Source organism: Natrialba magadii ATCC 43099, assembly GCF_000025625.1.
GTDB classification, from domain to species: Archaea; Halobacteriota; Halobacteria; order Halobacteriales; family Natrialbaceae; genus Natrialba; species Natrialba magadii.
Window position 1 is genome coordinate 310653 of record NC_013923.1, and the last position, 18948, is coordinate 329600.

Here is an 18948-nt window from a genome sequence, read left to right on the forward strand (position 1 = left end):
ACGGCCCGAAGCGGCGACGAATTCGCACCAAAAAAAGTGGAAGTTGCGTGTGGGTGCCAGACAGTGACGGGATGGGACGAACGGAATAGAACAGCGCTCGAGTTAGCCGAGCAGTCCGATTCCGTTCGCGATACCGTTTTCAAACGGGTTCGCACCGAGCGCTGCTCCCGGTGGTGCCCCATCGAAACCGCCCGGATCTGCTGGGAAGGCGACTTCTGCAGCGTCATCAACCGTCACTTCACCGTCAGCCATCTCCTGCAGCGTCGAAACCGTGTACTGGTAGGTACCCGGTTCCGTCTCCGAATCGACCTCGTGGGTGAGCGTCACCGTGTCGGATTCGCCACCCTCGAGTTCGATCGATTCCATCGAGTCGATACCTGCCTCGCGGAGTTCAGCCACAGACTCCGCGTCCTCGAGGTCGCTCATCGCAGCGTCCCAGAACAGGAAGATGTCCTGCTGGTCCGCTTCGTCGCCGGTGTTCGTGATCGTCGCGTTGACCGTCAGTTCCTCGCCTGCGTCAACGGACTCCGGTGCGTCGTGCTCGGTCACTTCGAAGTACGCTGGCTCCGGCTCGCCAGCCTCTTCAACGTCGGTCTGTGCCGTCGCAGAGTCGTTCTCGGACGAGACAGTGTGTTCGTACGTACCTTCATCCGCTGGGAGTTCGGTACTGAACTCGAGTTCCGTCGACTCGGTTGCGTCGAGCGAGACGGTCTCGTTGGCGACGGTCTCGTCGTCGAACGCGTAGGTGACCGTCTGCGTGCCGGCGTCGTCGCCGGTGTTTTCGAGCGTGGCGGTGACCGACACGGTCTCGTTCGGTTCAGCATCTGCCGGTGCGTCGAGGTCCGACACGTCGAAGACGGGTTCGCCGTCGTCTTCGTCGCCTTCGATGGTGATGAACGTCGATTCGACCTCGTCAGCCGAGACACCGTGTTCGTACTCGCCCGGTTCGTCGTCAGCACCGACCTCGTAGGTGAACTCGACCGTCGTCGACTCGCCGCCCTCGAGTGTGACCGTCTCGGCCAGTTCAGGCTGGTAGTCGATAACGTCGGTGCCGAAGTCAGTGCCCGGCGGGAAGTAGAACACCGTTCGGGTGTCTTCCTGCTCGCCGGTGTTGGTGACCGTCGCGTTGACGGTGATCTCCTCACCCTGCTCGGCGGTGTCAGGTGCTGCGAGGTCGTCGACCTCGAAGTAGGTGCCGAGCGTGAGGTTCGCGGTCGTCGTCTCGCCGGTCTCAACGTCGACGAACTCGACGTTCGAGTCGTCGTAGCCATCAGCGACCGCGCGGAGCGCGTTCGTGCCGGGCGTGACGTCCTCGATTTCGTAGGAGCCGTCCTCGGCGGTCGTCACGTTGAACGCGCCGTCGTCGGCGTCAATCACGTTCGCGTCAGCGATTGGGACGCCAGCGGCGTTCGTGACGGTGCCTTCGATCGAACCGGCGGTGCGGTCGACGACGAAGTCGACATCGTCGACGTGTTCGCCGGGTGCGACGGTGACGATCTCGTCAATCTCGTAGCCCGGTGGTGTGTCGACGACGTTGACGACGTACGTGCCTGCCGAGACGCCGTCGAGTTCGTACGAGCCGTTCTCGTCGGTCGTCGCCTCGTGGACATCGCCGTCGTCGTTCTCGGCGACGATGGTTGCATTCTCGACTGGTGCGTCGTCGTCGCTTGCGGTCACGTCACCGCTGATCGTTCCGGGCAGTTCCTCGAGACCAACGTCGACGGTGACGATGTCGTCTTCGGGAACCTCGACGGACTCAGTGTGGGCCGCGTAGCCCTCGGCGTCAACCGTCAGGTTGTGCTCGCCGGCAGGAACGTTTGCGAGACCGAATTCGCCGTCGGCATCGGTCACGTTCGTGTACGTTTCGTTGCCAGCTTCCAGTTCGACACTCGCGTTTTCGATCGGTTCGTCGGTGACATCGTCGGAGACCGTTCCCTTGACGTTCCAGTTCGGTCCGTCGTCGATGGTGAACGGTGCAGTCGCAATATCGTCGTCGCTCTCGACAACGTGGTGCCACTCGAGTTCGCCGTCGTCTTCGGCGAGGGTGTTCGTGAACTCGACGGTGGCCGATTCGTTCGGTTCGAGCGAGACGACCTCACTCGTGTGGTCGGTTGCGCTGGCTGTGCCAGCGTAGTCGTCGACGTGCTCGACAGCGTTTGCCATGATGGCGTTCGACTCGTCGCTGAAGTCCGCGTTCGTGATGAACGAGGAGCGACCGAACGCGGCGAGCAGGACGTGGTCGTCGTCCTCGCTCACGCCGACGGAGGCGCCGTCTGGCGTGCCATCGCCGACGTCAGCGATGACGTCGCCGCTGTAGCCGTCAAACCATGCACGGTCAGCATCGGACGCGTCGTGAAGTTCGATCGTCTCGCCCGCATCAGCGACGCCATCGAACAGTGCGTGGTCGTCGGTGATGTCGAGCATAATCGGTGCAGAGCCACTGAAGCCGTCCTCGACGGACGATGGGTCGTCAGTAGCATCGGACAGGTCGCTCACTGCGTTCGAGCTGCTGCCCCAGTTCTCGAGGTAGATGACGCCCTGGTCGTCTGCGAGTTCGTCGAGGAACGTATCGACGTCTGCGCCGTCGAAGTCGTTGACGACGAAGACATCGTAGGCATCGACCTCGTCGAGCAGGTCATCTGCGTTGACCGTCTCTACGTCGTAGGAGTCGTCGAGTTCGTCCTGTAGCGTATCTGCCAGGTTGTCGGCTCCCTCGACGAGTTCGTCGAGATCGACATCATCGACACCGCGGTCGGCGAGTTCCTCGCGGAGTTCCTCTTCGTCGACGTCGCCGTCGACGACCGCAACGTCGGTTTCGCCTTCCGTGACCTCGTAAGAGATCGTCTGTTCGTCCGGCGCGTCGCCGGAGTTCACGACATCCGCGCTGACGTTATAGGTCTCGCCAGGTGCGAGTTCCTCAGGTGCGTCGGTGATGTCGACGCTGAAGAACGCTTCGAGGATGTCGATTGTGGCCGTTGCCTCATCGTCCTCGGTGAAGACACCGTGGTCGTAGGTCCCTTCAGTGATGTTCTCCGTGCCGACATCGAACGTGACCGTCGTCTCCTCGTCGGCCTCGAGCGTGACGTTCTGTGCGTACAGTGCGTCACCGAGGTCGTCGAAGCGGTACTCGACGGCCTGGGTGTCGTCGACGTTGCCCGTGTTCTCGACATCTGCGCTGACGGTAATTTCGTCACCGCGGTCGGCTTCGTCAGGTGCGTCGAGGTTCGAGAGTTCGAAGTTCGACGCAAGGACTGTGACCGTGTCGCTCGCGTCCGCGTCCTCGGTTTCGACGGTGATAGTGTGGTCGCCGCCGTCGAGGTCACCCGCGTCGAGTTCGAACGTGATCGTCGTCTCTGCTGGGTGGTCAATCGGGTCGTCGACGCCGGGTGCTGCCATGTCGACGACTTCGGTGTCGACCGGCTCATCGTCGTCGCCAAGGAAGAGGTCAACTTCCTGGACAGCACCCTCCTCACCGAGGTTTTCGAGGTCGACGGTGACTTCGAACATCTCACCATCGTCGACTTCGTCGGGCACGTCGAGTCCCGTAATGTCGATCTCACCCTCGTCGAGCATGCCCTGTACCTTCTGCTGGAGCAGGCTCAGGTCGTCCGTCGTGACCTCACCGTCGCGGTCCATGTCCGCGAGGTCCTCGGCGAACGGCTCAGGATCCATATCCTGGAGGTACTGCTGGGTTAGCTGCACGTCCTGGACCGTTACATCGCCGTCCTGGTCGACGTCACCGAGTTCGTACTCGAGTGCACCCGCAGCAACTTCGTCGACAGCGGCGTAAGCGTCGACGATGCCGTGGCCGTAGCGAACGTCCTTTTCGTCGGGTTCGCCGTCAGGCTTCCAGGCGGTCTCCTCGAGTGTCTCCTCGATTTCCTCCTGTGTGAGGTCGTCGTTGGCCGAGAGCATGAGGGCGATCACGCCGGAGACGTGCGGTGCGGACATCGAGGTGCCGTCCAGGTAGTCGTACTCGTCGTCTGGCATCGCGCTCAGGACGTCTTCGCCGGGTGCGGAGACGTCTGGTTTGACCCACTCGTCTGGCCACTCTGGGTCGGGGTTGTCCCAGTTGTCGGCGGCGATGGTGTTGCCGCTGGAGAAGTCGGTGATATCGCCGGCTTCGTTCGAGGCACCGATACTGAACGAGTCGTAGGTGTTCGCTGGCGAGCCGACACAGCCCTCGCCGGAGTTACCCGAGGAGGTGACTGCGACGACATCCATGTCGTTGGCGTTCTGAATCACCGGGATCCAGGCGTCTTCGTACACTGGACCGGTGAGGCCACAGCCGGCACCGAAGCTCATGCTGACCACGTCCGAATCCATCTCTTCGACGACGTACTCGAAGCCAGCGATGGTGTCGGAGTCTGCACCCGAGCCGTCCGGCAGCACGAGGCCGTGCTGCAGGTCGACGTTCGGCGCGACACCGTAGGCCGGCGTATCGTCGTCAGCCGGTGCGGCTGCACCAACCGTGCCACCGACGTGCGTGCCGTGATAGTGCGTGTCGTATGGCTCGGAGCCCTCGACTGGGTCACCGTCCGCGTCGATCTCGACCCAGCCACCTGGGTAGGTCGGGTCATCTGCATCCTCGGTGTAGAGGTCCAGATCCTGGTGATCAATGTCGAAGCCAGTGTCGAGCACTGCGACCTTCACGTCCTCACCCTGGGTGTTGAAGTCAGCCCAGGTCTCAGAGGCGTTGACCTGATCGAGACCGTACGTGTAGTCGTCTTCGTCAGGTTCAACGGCTGGCTCGACGGATGGCTCCGGTTCCGGCACCTCGTAGTCCGGGCGGAGCTGAATCGTTTCTGCGCCGTCGATCATCGCAAGTTCAGCCGTGTCGACTGCGCTCGTGTCAACCTCGGCGCGAATCGCGTTCGTGATCCAGTAGTCGTTGATTACGTCGACGCCAGCGAGTGCGTCGATATCCTCGGTCGCAGCCGCCTGCGACACCTCAGCGTGCTCCTGCAACTGTGCGATCGCACGGTCGCGATCGTCACTCAGTTGCCCATCGTACTGATCGAGGACGATGTATATCTGTTCTGTCCCACTCGCTTCTTCGAGTTCGGCGTCAATCGATGCCGGTCCGTCGGCGTCGGCATCGACAGCTGATTGGGCGTCACTGTGCTCCGTTGCCGCAACGCTCCCTGCCAGCCCGGTGCCAGCGATCGCAACGAGCGAAAGCACCATGAGGGCGGTGAGCAGGAGGGCGGTCAGTTGTTCTCGTGAGTCTGTCATTGGATAGTTTTGTCTAAGCGATTGTTGTGACTACGCAGGCCGCGTGTACCGTTTCGACAGTTTAGTAATCAAACAATGTTGTTATTTCACACTGTTTGATCACATAACTATCCGAGAACGAACAGAGCTATATAATTAACGGTGATTGTTAGGAGTAATGTGGTTCGGGAACGCCAGATCGGTAGCTATCAGAATAACAAAATAATCAGTGATTAGTAGTGGTCGCAGTAGAGTAAGACAGGAAACTGAGGAGTTCGTCGATTAAAGACCACAGAGTGAACAACGGAATATCCGACACGCATAGGCCACGGGGGCTCACAGACAGGAGAAAGGGCACCCACACTGAGCCGACTGCCTTCTAGAGCGACGATAGAAGTAGTGTCAAGAGAATTGAATGGAGTCGACTGATTGTACGTGTGATATATAATAACGACTGCAACGGAGTACGCGGGTACGGGCAGATGCGCAAAAACTGCAACTCGTGATCAGCGTCCGTCTATCGTGGCGGCTCGACTTCGTCGAGCCACGCGAGGAACGCGTCGATAATTCGAACGCGGAGATCGATGAGATCGCGCCGGTAACCGACTGCCTCACGGTCCTCGACGGTATTTTCGTGCGCCTCGTCGATATCGAGCAGGGCCTCGCGGGCCGTGTGCAGTTGATCTTTAAACTGATAGAGTTCGTCGCGCTGTCGTTCAGTCGGGAGATGATGTAAAAAGCCGAGTTTGAGCATGAGATGCGGACGGAATGACGGATGCGAAACGTCTTCGACTGGCTCGGTGAGAAGAGATTGCAGTCGATCCTGGCCCGAATCCGTCAGTTTGTACGTCGCAACTGGCGTGCTAGCCGTCAGTTCGACGTGGCCTTGCTCCTCCAGGTGATCGATCGTGGGGACGAGGATGCCGGTGCTCGCACCCCAGTATCGACCGAAGTTGTGCTGCAGTCGCTCGTGAACTGTCTCGACGGATGCCCGGTCTTCTTCGGCGAGGATACCGAGTACGCCGATACTCGCGAGTTCCCGTTGTTCCATACCCACTCTAGCGGGTCGGGTGCCTTAAAACTGAAGTGCAACGAGATCCCGGCGCTTGGATCGGGCACTGCTGACAGTTAGTCGTCGACGACGGCAAACGCTCGAATCGGACTCGCCGTCGCGCCCTCGAGTGGCAGCGGTGCCGCGTTGAACGTGAACCGGTGGGCTGGAATTTCGTCGACCCCGCGAAGGTGCTCGACGACGAGAACGTACTCCTCCGGCGCACCGTCCCGGAGGAGCACGCGGTGTGCGGGGAACGACACGTCACCAGCCACGTCGACGTTGCCGCAGTCGATGCCGACGACGCTAACCGAGCGTTCGAGCAGCCACTCAGCACCTGCCTCTGACAGCCCCGGGTGCTCCTCGAGGTACGTCTCCTCGTCCTCTGGCAGGTACGAGTCCCAGCCGGTGTAGAGCAAGACCGAGTCACCCGGTTGGACCTCGACCCCGGCGTCAGCGGCCGCGCTCTCGAGTAGTTCCGGTCCGATTTCGCCCTTCGCGCCGGCGTCCGAGACGTCGAGCCAGACCGCGGACCCATAGCACTCCTCGAGTGCGATCTCTTCGGTGGTCGATCCGTCTGGATGGAGGTGGAACGGCGCGTCGATGTGCGTGCCGTTGTGCTCGGCCAAGAGGACGAAGCCGTTGATCAGCGAGAGGTCCTCGACGCCCTTGCCACGCCAGAGGTCTTCCGCGTCGTCGTGGTTCAGTCGGGTCCCCGTGAGAAAGACCGGACTCCGGCCGTGACTCGGGTGGTTTGCCATCTCCTCGGTTATCGGTGCGGTCAGGTCTATCAGCTCGGCCATATCCGACGTGTGGATGGGTGTCATATAACAGTTGGCGCTCGGGGCAAAGCGGTCACTCGAGTTGCCTGGCGGTGCGATTATTCGTACAACTGGTTGGCGACGACCAGCCGATTGATCTCGTTCGTTCCCTCGTAGATCTGCATGCCCTTCGCGACGCGCATGTAGCGTTCGATCGGTCTGTCCTTCGAATAGCCACGCGAGCCGTGAATCTGGACGGCTTCGGTGGCGGCGTCCATCGCCACATCGGTGGCCTTCGCCTTCGCCATCGCAGCCTCCTGGGTGACGCGTTCACCCTGATCTCGTTTGGCAGCCGCCTGGAGCGTCAGCAGTCGTGAGGCTTGCACCTCCGTCGCCATATCCGCCAGTTTGAACGAGACGCCCTGGAACTCCCGGATCGGCTGGCCGAACTGCTCGCGCTCGTCCGCGAAGTCGCGGCTGGCCTCGAAGGCAGCCTGCGCGACGCCGACACCCTGCGCGGCGGTGCCGATCCGACCGATGTCGAGCCCCTCCATCACGTACCGGAAGCCGCGGCCTTCCTCACCGATAACGTTCTCGGCGGGCACGCGAAGGCCATCGTACTTGATTTCGCTCTCGATTGCTGCCTCGCCCTCCATCGATGGGATATCACGGACGACGTCGAAGCCGTCTCGCTCCTGCGGGTTCGGGACGCCGATGAGACTGACGCCGCCAGCCCCGTCATCCTCGTCGCCAGTTCGGGCGGCGACGACGACGAAATCAGCCACCTCGCCGTTCGTGGTCCAGACCTTGTGGCCGTCGATCACGTACTCGTCGCCGTCGCGTTCGGCAGTGGTCTCGAGTGCCGCCGCGTCGCTCCCCGCATCGGGTTCGGTCAACGAGAGCGCGGGGATCCAGTCACCGGCACAGATGGAGCCGAGCCACTCCTCGCGCTGCCACTCCGCACCGAACTCGTGGATCGGGTAGCCGACGAGACTGCCGCAGATAGAGGCGGTGCCGGCGAGGAACTTCCAGCTTCGGGCGAGTTCCTCGATCGTGATCGCGTACGATCGGTAGTCGAGGCCGAGGCCGTCGTACTCCGTGCCGTACTGGACGCCGTTGAAGCCGGCTTCGCCGACCGTCTCGACGATGTCGAACGGGAACGTCCCCTCGGACTCGTGTGTTTCGACGTACGGGTCGATCTCCGCCTTGCAGAACTGGCGTACTTCCTCGCGGTGCTCGTGGTGTGCCTCGGTTAGCTCAAAATGCCCTGTCATGGTATCAGTGCTCACGCGGTCGGCTGATCGTCTGCACAGTTCGCGCCGGAGACCATAACTCTCGGGGCTGGGGCAGACACAGTGCTGTCAGTAACCGACAGGCAAACAGAGAGACGTGTAAAATAAGCGTGAAGGACGAGAGATGAGGGCGACGAAATGAGTGACAGTCACTACCATTATTACGGTCCCCTTCGATAGCCGGCATATGAGCCACCCGACCGGGAGCGACGTGCTTAGCCAGGCCGCCGCGAAGTATCCCGACCAGACCGCGATCCGCGATCCGGACCGAGACGTTACCCGTTCGTTCGACGAGATCGACGAGGGTGCCAGACGCGTCGCCGTCGGTCTCCGCGAAATCGGATTCGAACCCGGCGACCACCTCACAGCGATACTCACCGACTCCGTCGAATTCCTCGAACTCATGTTCGCCTGCGCCCACGCCGGGCTCGTCTTCAACCCCATCTCCTCTCGCATGGCACCAGAGCGACTGGCCTACGTCCTCGACCACGCCGAATCTGCAGGCCTCGTCTTCGATACTCACTGTCAGGGAACCGTCGCCGAAGTGGCCGCCGAAGACCGTCCCTCGACGCTAATCGGCGTTCGCACCGACGACTCGCTCGCAGACCACGCGTACAGTTCGCTTGGACAGGAGAGCGCGCCCGAGGCACTCGAGTCCGGTCGCGAATATCACGTCGAGATCGACGAATCCGACCCGGCACTACTCCTCTATACCTCCGGCACCACCGGCCAGCCGAAGGGCGTCCTCCACACCCATCGCAACGTGGTCGAGGCCACGTACGCCAGCCTGCCGTACAACCGCTTCCGGCCGACTGACGTCAACCTCGCGCTCGGCCCGATGTACCACGTCGGGCCACTGCTCTGTAACATCCTGCCGGGGCTCTCGATGGGCGCGACCACGGTCGTCCAGCAGGAGTTCGATTCGGAGACGACACTCGAGTGGATCGAGTCCGAGGGAATCACCGCGATGTGGGGTGTGCCGACGCACTATCGCGCGCTCGTCGACGACGAGTCGATTTCGGATCGCGACATTTCCCACCTTCGGATGCTCCAGTACTCCGGTGCGGCGATGCCGGAGTCGGTAGCTCGGCGCTGTCGCGAGCACGTCCCTGGCTGTGAATTCGTCAACGCCTACGGGACGACCGAGATCGTCTTCGGGACGGTGCTGTTCCCCGAGTTCCACGACGACAAACTCGGGAGCATCGGCCGTGCGGTGCCGAAGGCCGAGGTTCGGGTTGTCGACCCCGAAACAGCAGATCCAGCGGAGACGCTGCCAGCCAACGAGGTCGGCGAACTCCTCGTGAAGACGCCGAGTTGCATGCGCGAGTACTGGCGCAATCCCGAGGCGACGGCGGACGCAATCGTCGACGGCTGGTACCGGACCGGCGACCTTGGCCGACGCGACGAGGACGGCTTCCTCTACTTCGTCGACCGAAAGGACGACATGATCGTCTCCGGCGGCGAGAATATCTACCCGGCAGAGGTCGAGGACGTGCTCCACGACCACCCCGATGTCACCGCCGGCGCGGTCGTCGGCGTCCCCGACGAGGAGTGGGGCGCGGTCGTGACCGCCTTCGTCGTCCCCGGTGACGACTCGCTGACGGCAGGCGAACTCGAGTCGCATTTCCAGAACTCCGACGCCATCGAATCCTACAAGCGCCCGCGCCGCTACGAGTTCCGCGACGACCTGCCGATGACCCAGAGTGACAAGATCGATCGCCAGGCGTTACTCGAGTCGGTCGCTGGCGAGTAGCGTCTAGTGACTGAGTAGTTGTGTACTCAGTATCGGACTCACGTCACCTCACAGTTCGTGCTGGAACCGAATTTGGGCAATATATATTGACCGAAAGAACAAATATATGTCCTGGGTTCGTTAGTGGGAGTATGACAGACGGATCTCGTCCCGACGGCCCGCCCCCGTTCGAGAGGCCGTTTGAAGACGAAGACACGAAACAGCGTGTGTACGGTGCCGTATTGCACGCCCGGGAGCCGATGACCGCCACCGAACTCGCTGAGCGGGCGGACTGCTCAGAAGCGTCAGCACGGACACATCTGTCCTTCTACGCCGATCTCGGGATCGTCATTCGGCACGAGGGGCGGCCAGTCAGATACGAGCGCAACGATGACTACTTCGAGTGGCGGCGGGTGAACCAACTGGCACAGGAGAACACCGTCGACGAGTTGCAGGCCCGTGTGTCGGAATTGACCGAGCAGGTCGAAGCGTACCGCGACCAATACGGCGTCGACTCGCCAGCCGAGGTCGACGTCCTCGAGTTCGATGCGGCTCGGGTCGACGACGTGTACAGTGAGCTCGGTGACTGGGCCACCGTCATCGAGGAACGCCGCCTTCACGAACGAGCCCGGAGAAAGGTCGCCGGTTCGACGGCACCGTCGCACAGTTGAGATGGTGCCGATGGACGACGGTGCGAGTCCCGCACCGATAGATCGGGCAGTGTTGGAGCGGATGCGATCCCGATTCGACGGGTATCACACGTTCGAGTCGTCGGAGATCGTCGAGGAGGGAAAACTCCATCTTCGCGTCGAACTGTCCAGCGACTATTACCCGACTGATGTAGCCGCACGCCTCGAGATTCGCTGGTATCGCAACGACGATTTCAACGTCCACTATCAAGAGGACCGGCAGAACAGTACGTGGAAGTGTCGGTGGGATCGGCATCCGAACGCACACAACTCGACGGATCACTTCCATCCACCGCCAACCGCCAGTCGTACCGCCGCGGAGAACGCGCAGTGGCCAGTCGACCATCGCGATGTAAGCCGTCTCGTCCTCGAGTATATCGAAGAGCGAATCGAGACACTATGGGAACAGCAGTAGCGGCGACCACGTTGTGAGCGACTCACCTATCACTGCAACGCAATAGTACTATCCTCGGCGTTATTCGGGCCCGTCTGGTTCTGTAGGATCGCCACTATAGCCGGCTGCAGAAGTGCCCGTGTCTCCTGTGGTGTCTGAATCGTCCGCGAACCCACCGAGTGCTCGGCGAATTGCCGCAACTCGCTCGTCGCGCCGGCCCGTAATCTCGTCCGGCTTGCGGTCGTAGTCGAAGAATCCCGCACCGGCTTCGATCCCCGTTCGTCCCTCGTCGATTCGCTCGCCGTACAGCGGATTCGCATCGTCCCGATCCGTCAGATCCGGATAAATATCGTTCGCACTCGTCTGGAACAACTCGAGTCCCGCGATGTCGACCGTCTCGAGTGGCCCGATCGCAGCCGTCCGGGTCGCATAGCCGTCTCGGATTGCACGATTCACGTCGTCGGCTGACGCGATCCCTTCCTCGACAATGTGGAGACACTCCCGGATAACGGCGTGCTGAACGCGGTTCCAGACGAAGCCTGGCACGTCACGCTCGACCATAACCGGGTCGCGGTCGACACCCGCGAGGAACGACCGGAGCCGCTCGACCGTTCGCTGGCTCGTCTGCTCCCCCGGAATAACTTCAACCGGACGGAGCAGGTACGGCGGATACCACCAGTGACAGCCGATGATTCGGTCTGCTGCGTCCGGCGCACCGGCGGCGATGTCGGTGATCGGCAGGCCCGACGTGTTCGACGCCAGCAGCGCATCCGCGTCGGCTTCGTCTGCGAGCGCGCTGAAGAGTTCGCGCTTGGCATCGAGATCCTCAGAAATCGTCTCGAGTACCACATCAGCGTCGGCGACGGCACGAGCGCGGTCAGTCGTGTACGTTACATCCGTTTCGACGGCGGCCGGCTCGAGTGCGGCGAGTTCTTGCTCGGCCAGAAAATTCGCGGCGGTTCGGGCTCGCTCTCGTGCTCGCTCGAGGTTCGATTCGCGGTGGTCGACTAGCCTGACGGACAGTCCCGAGCGCAGGAACTGGACGACGAAGCCGTGGCCCATCGAACCAGCACCGATGATCGTGACGGTCATCGATGTGTCTGAATCCGACTGTGGGTTGGGCTGGTGATCCGGTTCAGTATCCATGTGTTGCAGTTGCAGTTGCAGTTACAGTTGCAGTTGCAGTTACAGTTACAGTTGCAGTTACAGTCATAATCTCGGGCGATCGACAACTGTGCGCCGCTGTCCGACATGTGCTCCGTCGCTCGAGGAGCCGAGAAAGGTCGGCGATTGAACAGCGATCGAACAGCGATCGAACAGCAGTCATTGCATTCGCTGCCCGCCGTTGACGTGTACCGTCTCACCCGTCACGAACGTCGCATCCCGGAGGAACGCCGCCGCCTGTCCGATTTCGGACGGCTGCCCGAGCTTTTCGAGAGGGATCTGCTCGCGTCGCTCGCGTTTGTCTTCCGCCGTGTTCGTCTGATCCGTCATATCCGTCTCGATGTACCCCGGTGCGATCGCATTCACGCGAATATCCGGGGCGAACTCGCTCGCGTGGCTCTTCGTCAGCGCGATAATTCCCGCCTTCGACGTCGCATAATGTGGTTCGTACGCCGCCCCCGCGTAGGCGAGCCGCGAGGAGAGATTGATGACGGACGGCCCTTCAGAGACGGTGGACTCGAGTAGGTGCTCCCGTGCAGTCTTCGTCACGGAGAAGGCGCTGGTTGCGTTGACCTCGAGCAGTTGACTGAACTCCTCGGCGGACAGTTCGGGAGTGTATTTGTGTTGGTTGATGCCGGCGTTGTTGACGACGTGGTCGATGCCGCCGAATCGGTCGACCGTCGCGTCAACGAGGCCTGTGACCGCATCGGGATCGCTCACGTCTGCCTGCAGGGCGACGGCGTCGCTGTCCGTCTCGTCCCGAATTGTGTCGACAACCGCGGTAGCGGCGTCCTCGCTGCTGTAGTAGTTGACGGCGACGTCGTATCCATCCCTGGCGAATCGCTCGGCGATCCCACGGCCGATTCCGCGGGACGCACCGGTCACGAGTGTCGTTGGCATACCACTCCATTTTTCGAGGGGGTACCTAACGCTTTTGTCAATAGTGTGTTGTTATCGATCGTTGTGTGAGGAATAGCCGAAAAGGTCGGAAATAGATCTGTAAGGTTCGGATCGGTCGATCGCTGTCCGGTTTCGGCTGGACCAGGACAGAAACCGAGGTCGAGGCCGAGTTCAAGTTCGAGAGAAAGGAGAGGAGTACGTTCGAGAGAGAAAGATTGGGACGGGTGTGGTCACGGAAGGGCGGACAGCACCTACTCCGCCTGATCGGTGTAGAGTTCCTCCGGATCGAGTTCCTCGCGAATGAGGCGGAGTTCCTCGTCCGTGGGTTCAGCCGTTTGCTGCAGGTCGTCGGCGAACTCGATCTCCCAGCCGGTCTTCGACTGGATCTCGTCGCGAGTTGCAGACGGGTGGAGCGAGTCGACGTACAGTTCGCCGTCGTCGTTGAATCGATAGACGCCCAGATCAGTGATCACCGCCTCCGGACCGCCGTCGAGTCCGAGTTCCTCCCGCCCCTCACGGCCGTCGACGTAGCCAGGACTCGTAATGAAGTCGACCTCTTCGGGGAATCGGCGTTCCGTGTGCGGCGTGATGATCATCGTTCGATCGACGTGACAGGCGATTTCGCAGGCCCCGCCGCTTCCCGGCAACCGAACGATCGGGTCGTCGTAGTCGCCGATAACCGTCGAGTTGATGTTTCCGTACCGGTCGATTTGCGCGCCACCGAGGAAACCGACGTCGAGGCGGCCCGCCTGCAGGTAGTAGTTGAACCCGTTTCGCATCGGTTCGATCGAGAGCGCACCGGCAGCGAGCCCCGGATCGCCGATCGACAGCGGCGGCGTCTTCGGATTCGAGCCGATCGTCCCAGACTCGTAGACCATCCGCAGTTCTGGTGCGTGCGTCCGCTTCGCTACGTTGCAGGCGAGATTCGGCTTCCCGATTCCGACGAGCACGGAGTCGTCGGACTCGAGTTCCCGCGCTGCGGCGACGACCATCAGTTCGCTGTTCGTGTATGCGCGTTCGCGTGCAGTTTCGGTCTCGGTGTCGGTCTCAGTCTCGTCCGTCGTCATCGGTACTCACCCATATTAACCGGCGTTGCATAGGCTGTCTCCGGTTCGAGGTCGAGGATACGTTCGGTTCCCAGTTTCTCGACGTACTCGCGTCGGTCGTCGACGCCGTAGACCCACTCGTCGAGCCACGCCTCGACCGTGTCCCGGTCGGCCGCGGTCTCGGCCCACGACAGGTACGCCTCGTTGTCCCGGCCGTAGTAGCCCTGCGCGTAGGAGGGATGCGAGCCGTAGGGCTCGACGACGACGTGGTCGACCTCGTCGGCCGTGATGACCGTTCGGTTCGGATCGCTCCGGATCGTCTCCTCGGAGCACTGCTCCTCGACGGAGAGGATTACCGTGTCCGCGGCCAGCGCAGCGAGCTTCACTTCGCCCTGAATCCCCCAGAGGTGGGCGTTGCCGTCCTCGTCGGCTCGCTGGGCGCGAACGACTGCAACGTCGGGCTCGATCGGCGCAACCGCGTAGACGTAGTCGTCGTCGAACGGGCTCTCGACCCGCGCGATGTTGTCGTTGTGCTCGGGCAGATCCGAACCGATGAATCCCCGAAGCGGCATGAACGGCAGGTTCGATGCGCCGGCCTCGAGTGCCGCGATCATCCCGAAGTGCGTGTACTCCTCGAGTTCGATTTCAGTGGGATACCCCTCCTCGGCTGCGCGTCGGAACGCAGGAAGGCTACCGACGCCAGGGTTGCCTGCCCAGGAGAAGGTTACCTTCCGCGCACAGCCGGCGGCGATCAACTGATCGTAGATCAGGTCCGGCGTGGCTCGAATGAGTTCGAGGTCCGTACGGCCCTGTCTGATGATTTCGTGTCCCGCGGCGAACGGGATGAGGTGAGTGAATCCCGCGAGGTAGAGACTATCTCCGTCGTCGACGGCTGTCGCGACGGCGTCGTGCATACTGGTCACTTTGCTCATGGATGAGGCTGGATAGTTGAGTGGTAGTCAATAGCAGCCATAAGCGTTGTTATCCATACCGAATTCACCACATCAGCCCAATGGTGGGAAACCGTTCAGCGCACAGGGAAGGGGTGAGGATCGGGTACGAGTGGCGAACAAGTGCGAGTAGAGAACGAGTGCGAGTAGCGAGAAGAGCGCAAGTAGTGAACGAGGACGAAAAGCGAGAAGCGTGAGAGAGCGAGAAGCGAGTCAGCGCTCTCCGTGTCGTTCCAGGCTCTCCTCGTAGGCCGCACACACGTCCCGGCCCGTTTCGATGAGACTCGTCATGTCCTTGCCCGCAATCTGCCAGTCGAAACCGCGTTCGACGGCCCTGTCGACGTCGGCTGCACGGACCGAAAGCGTGCCGACCGCGAGCCCCGCATCGTTCACCGTTTCGATGACGGAGGTCATCGCTGCCTCCAGTTCGGGCGCGTCCCAGTCGTAGAAGACGTCGAGCGACGCCGAGAGATCTGCCGGGCCGACGAACAGCGCGTCGAGGCCGTTGACTGCGGCGATTTCCTCAGCGTTCTCGACGCCCGATTCGGTCTCGATCTGGCCGATAACGCACAGCGATCGGTGGCCGGATTCAACGTACTCGACGAAGTTCTCCCCGTAGTCCGCCGCACGTCCAGAGGCGACACCGCGGTCGCCATCGGGCGGGTAGCGCGTCGCCTGGACGAGTTCCCGTGCGTCCGCAGCGTCGTCGATCATCGGCACCATGATCCCATCGACACCGATATCGAGGATACGCTTGATTCGAACGGGGTCGTTCCAGGCTGGCCGGACGACGACCGAGAGGTCGTCCGACGCAGCCGTCGCTGCTCGCGCGAGCGCCGCGACGGTCTCGAGACTCATCGCCGTGTGTTCGGTGTCGATCAGCACGAAGTCGAATCCCGCGCTGGCAGCCGCTTCGACGATCGCGGGATGACCGATCGAGACCCACATTCCGAGCGCGTTCTCCGAGGTAAGCTGTGCTGCGAGGTCGGCACTGTCGGCATCATCGGTCATTGGAAGCAGGGCCTCCGTGATCCTGTAGGTTGGTAAGGTAGCATCTCTGTCTATGGGTGGGAAGTGTCTCTGTACATTGGTGTGTCTCTGTACATTGGTGAGCGTGATCTCTGTACGTTCGTCGTGAGTGTGTGTTCGTGCTCATTATCAAGCTGAGTTCCGACCAGTTCACTCGTAGGTCCGGCGGCCAATCTCGCGCTCGTAAATCTCACCCCAGTCGTACTCGACGCCAAGGCCTGGCCCCTCCGGAACCTGAACGTGGCCGTTCTCGTCGACCGTATCGAGCATGTCCGAGTAGTCGTCGGCGTACACCGGCGGCTGGGTGTTCGGACAGTCGGGATGGACCAGCGCGACCTCGTAGTAGTTGCTGTTGCGCGTCGCCGCCAGACAGTGGCGCTGGGCCGGGCCAGGCGCGTGGTACTCCACGTCCAACCCGAAGCCTTCCGCGACGCGGGCAATCTTCATCGCGCCCGTGATACCGCCGTCGTACTCCGGATCCGCGCGGACGAAGTCCGTCGCGTCCGCTGCAATGAAATCGGTGTGGGGCTCGAGGCCGCGCACGTGCTCGGTCTGCAACAGCGGCGTCTCGAGTTGCTCGCGAAGTTTGCGGTGGCCGTGCTGGGAGATGCCGCCGTCCCGGTAGGGGTCTTCGTACCAGAGGTAGTCCATCTCGTCGCAGGCCTTCCCAATTTTGAGCGCGTCCGCGAACGTGACCGGGTTGCAGGCAGGGTCGATCATCAGGTCCATCTCGTCGCCGACACGGCGGCCGACTTCGCGGACCGTCTCGGCCGACTCCTCTGCGTCGGTCCAGTCGCCGCCCCAGTCGTGGATCTTGAATCCCTGATACCCCATTTCGAGGCAGTCTTCGGCGAAGTCAGCGTAGGCTTCCGGGGAGTCGAGACCGCCGTTGCGGTCGCCCTGATAGGTCGAGGCATAGCTGGGGAACGATCGCCGGTAGGTGCCGAGCAGTTCGTGAACCGGCGCGTCGCGGTACTTGCCGGCGAAATCCCAGAGGGCGATGTCGATCGGCCCCATCCCCATCCAGTCGTACTTCCTGAGTGCGCGCTTGAGCGCGCTCCAGTGTTGTTCGCGGTCGAGTGGGTTCTTCCCGACGAGGTAGTCGGCGACCATGTTGAGCTGTGCGGCGGCAGGCGAGTTGCCACCGATGTACTCGCCAGTGATCCCAGCGTCGGTTTCGACGCGAAGCGCGAACAGTTTCCGCTCCGTGGTCGTTCCGGGCTCGTAGACGATACTGAAACCGTTCGGCGCGTAACCGACGTCCGGTAACTCGTAGCCGAACTCGACGGACTCGATGCGCGTGATCTCGGGAGGCATCTACCGGCGCATTGTCGACTGTTACCTAATCTCTTTCCCCGCGGTGATTCCGGCTGGATGATAACAGCGACGACGGCGAGATACGTGCTAAACCATCGAAACAGCCAAACCCCGAATACCAGAACGTCTGAAAACCCAAAAACCGGAACAACAACCCGCCTACGAGGACGAACACACCTGCGTCCGCGACTCCACCACCGACTCGTCGATCACGATCCCCAACCCAGGTCGGTCGTCGAGCGAAATTACCCCATCCTCGGGCTCCGGCGGATCCTCCAGGAAGAACTGGAACCCTTCGTTCCACTTCACGAGGTACTCGAGTATCGGCGAGACGGCGGGCGACTGCGCGGCGGTGAGATGCAGGTTCGCCGAGACGGAGTGGCCGTGGGGGATTACGGGCACGTCGTGGGCGGAACCGAGCGTGCAGATTCGCTGGAGTTCCGTGATGCCGCCGGCCCAGAACGTATCGGCCTGGACGACGTCGAGGGCCTCGCGCTGGAGGAGCTGGTGGATACCCCAGCGGGTATACTCGTGTTCGCCGCCCGCGATGGGGACGTGGGAGGTTTCGCGGAGGCGTGCGAGCTGGTCGAGTCGGTCGGGGTGAACTGGTTCCTCGATCCAGCGCGGGTCGTAGTCGGCGAGCTTCGGAATCGCCCGCTCGGCGTAGCTGCGAGTCCAGCTCATCCAGCAGTCGAACATGAGGTCGTAGTCGTCGCCGACCGCGTTGCGTGCTGCCTCCGCGAGTTCGAGGTTCTGTTCCAGCCCGTCCGTGCCGGAGCCGGGGCCGTGTCTGAAGAACCACTTCTGGGCGTCGTAGCCGGCTGCCTTCATCGTCGTCGCACGCTCGCGAACGTCGGCGGGATCGACCGAGTACCCGAGCATCGAGGCGTAGGCAGGTATCTCCGTCCGTGTCGGTCCGCCGAGCAGCCGGTAGACCGGCTCGTCGTAGTACTTGCCCTTCAGATCCCAGAGTGCGCAGTCGATCGCGCTGATCGCCTTCATCGTCTTGCCCTTTCGGCCGTGGATCTCGTTTCGATACATGAGATCCCAGAGCTTCTCGGTTGCGAGTGCGTCCCGACCGACGAGCAGGCTGGCGACGGAGTCGACCAGACGAGCCCACTCGCGGTCGATCGGCCCCGCGACACCCTCGATACCCGCGTCGGTCTCGAGCCGGAGGTACGTCTGCGTGACGCGGATCTCGTCTCGCTCCTCGTCGACGTAGGGAGTCATCACGTCGTCCGTCCCCATCAGATACTCTGCACCGATCGAACGGAACTCGTCATAGACGTCGAGTGGGATCGCCAGTCGCTCCTCGTAGAACGTTCGCGCATCGTCGTAGCCCTCGAGTGTTCCCGTCAGTTCGACGCACTCGTAGCCGGTGATCTTCACGGCCACCCCCTCCGAGTTCG

The 18948-nt window shown here is 62.0% G+C and carries 14 protein-coding genes; 3 read left to right on the forward strand and 11 right to left on the reverse strand.

Translation table 11 applies throughout. From position 1 onward, the window contains the following. Positions 1-102 precede the first annotated feature (102 nt). From NMAG_RS18855 to NMAG_RS18870, 4 genes are all read right to left on the reverse strand, one after another. Positions 103-5235, reverse strand: a complete 5133-nt coding sequence (locus NMAG_RS18855) for a S8 family serine peptidase (protein WP_012996932.1) — start codon at positions 5233-5235, stop codon at positions 103-105. Positions 5236-5731: 496 nt separating this feature from the next. Then, positions 5732-6265 carry a helix-turn-helix transcriptional regulator gene (locus NMAG_RS18860; protein WP_004214451.1) on the reverse strand — a complete coding sequence of 178 codons (534 nt, stop codon included), beginning with the start codon at positions 6263-6265 and terminating at the stop codon, positions 5732-5734. A 77-nt stretch (positions 6266-6342) separates the two neighbouring features. Next, positions 6343-7068 (reverse strand): cyclase family protein, encoded by a 726-nt coding sequence (locus NMAG_RS18865; RefSeq protein WP_004214452.1) that lies wholly within the window; start codon positions 7066-7068, stop codon positions 6343-6345. 77 nt (positions 7069-7145) lie between these two features. Then, positions 7146-8300: an acyl-CoA dehydrogenase family protein gene (locus NMAG_RS18870; protein WP_004214453.1), complete on the reverse strand. Its 1155-nt coding sequence runs from the start codon at positions 8298-8300 to the stop codon at positions 7146-7148. Between the two features lie 205 nt (positions 8301-8505). On the opposite strand from NMAG_RS18870, the gene NMAG_RS18875 reads away from it, so the two are divergent. From NMAG_RS18875 to NMAG_RS18885, 3 genes are all read left to right on the forward strand, one after another. Continuing rightward, positions 8506-10071 carry a class I adenylate-forming enzyme family protein gene (locus NMAG_RS18875; RefSeq protein ID WP_004214456.1) on the forward strand — a complete coding sequence of 522 codons (1566 nt, stop codon included), beginning with the start codon at positions 8506-8508 and terminating at the stop codon, positions 10069-10071. Between the two features lie 131 nt (positions 10072-10202). Next, positions 10203-10721: a DUF7342 family protein gene (locus tag NMAG_RS18880; protein WP_004214457.1), complete on the forward strand. Its 519-nt coding sequence runs from the start codon at positions 10203-10205 to the stop codon at positions 10719-10721. A 61-nt stretch (positions 10722-10782) separates the two neighbouring features. Beyond that, entirely contained in the window at positions 10783-11154 is a 372-nt protein-coding gene (locus NMAG_RS18885; RefSeq protein WP_191219391.1) for a hypothetical protein, read from the forward strand. Between the two features lie 60 nt (positions 11155-11214). Here the strand turns inward: NMAG_RS18885 and NMAG_RS18890 are convergent, their stop codons facing one another. The 7 genes from NMAG_RS18890 to NMAG_RS18920 all read right to left on the reverse strand — a co-directional run bounded on the left by NMAG_RS18890 (position 11215) and on the right by NMAG_RS18920 (position 18928). Next, on the reverse strand, positions 11215-12279 hold the full coding sequence (locus NMAG_RS18890; protein WP_004214460.1) for a 3-hydroxyacyl-CoA dehydrogenase family protein: 1065 nt from the start codon (positions 12277-12279) through the stop codon (positions 11215-11217). A 177-nt stretch (positions 12280-12456) separates the two neighbouring features. Beyond that, positions 12457-13197: an SDR family NAD(P)-dependent oxidoreductase gene (locus NMAG_RS18895; protein ID WP_004214461.1), complete on the reverse strand. Its 741-nt coding sequence runs from the start codon at positions 13195-13197 to the stop codon at positions 12457-12459. Positions 13198-13448: 251 nt separating this feature from the next. Next, positions 13449-14264, reverse strand: a complete 816-nt coding sequence (locus tag NMAG_RS18900; protein WP_004214463.1) for a 3-oxoadipate--succinyl-CoA transferase subunit B — start codon at positions 14262-14264, stop codon at positions 13449-13451. Next, complete coding sequence (locus NMAG_RS18905; RefSeq protein WP_012996934.1) at positions 14261-15175, reverse strand: CoA transferase subunit A; 915 nt, start codon at positions 15173-15175, stop codon at positions 14261-14263. Before NMAG_RS18905 ends, NMAG_RS18900 begins: the two co-directional genes overlap by 4 nt. 231 nt (positions 15176-15406) lie before the next feature. After that, positions 15407-16204, reverse strand: coding sequence for an HpcH/HpaI aldolase family protein (locus NMAG_RS18910; protein ID WP_004214465.1), 798 nt, complete (start codon positions 16202-16204; stop codon positions 15407-15409). A gap of 168 nt (positions 16205-16372) precedes the next feature. Beyond that, the gene (locus NMAG_RS18915) at positions 16373-17539 is read right to left on the reverse strand and encodes an enolase C-terminal domain-like protein (protein WP_004214466.1); all 1167 of its coding nucleotides are present in this window, start codon (positions 17537-17539) and stop codon (positions 16373-16375) included. A gap of 159 nt (positions 17540-17698) precedes the next feature. Further along, complete coding sequence (locus tag NMAG_RS18920; protein WP_012996935.1) at positions 17699-18928, reverse strand: enolase C-terminal domain-like protein; 1230 nt, start codon at positions 18926-18928, stop codon at positions 17699-17701. Positions 18929-18948 lie beyond the last annotated feature (20 nt).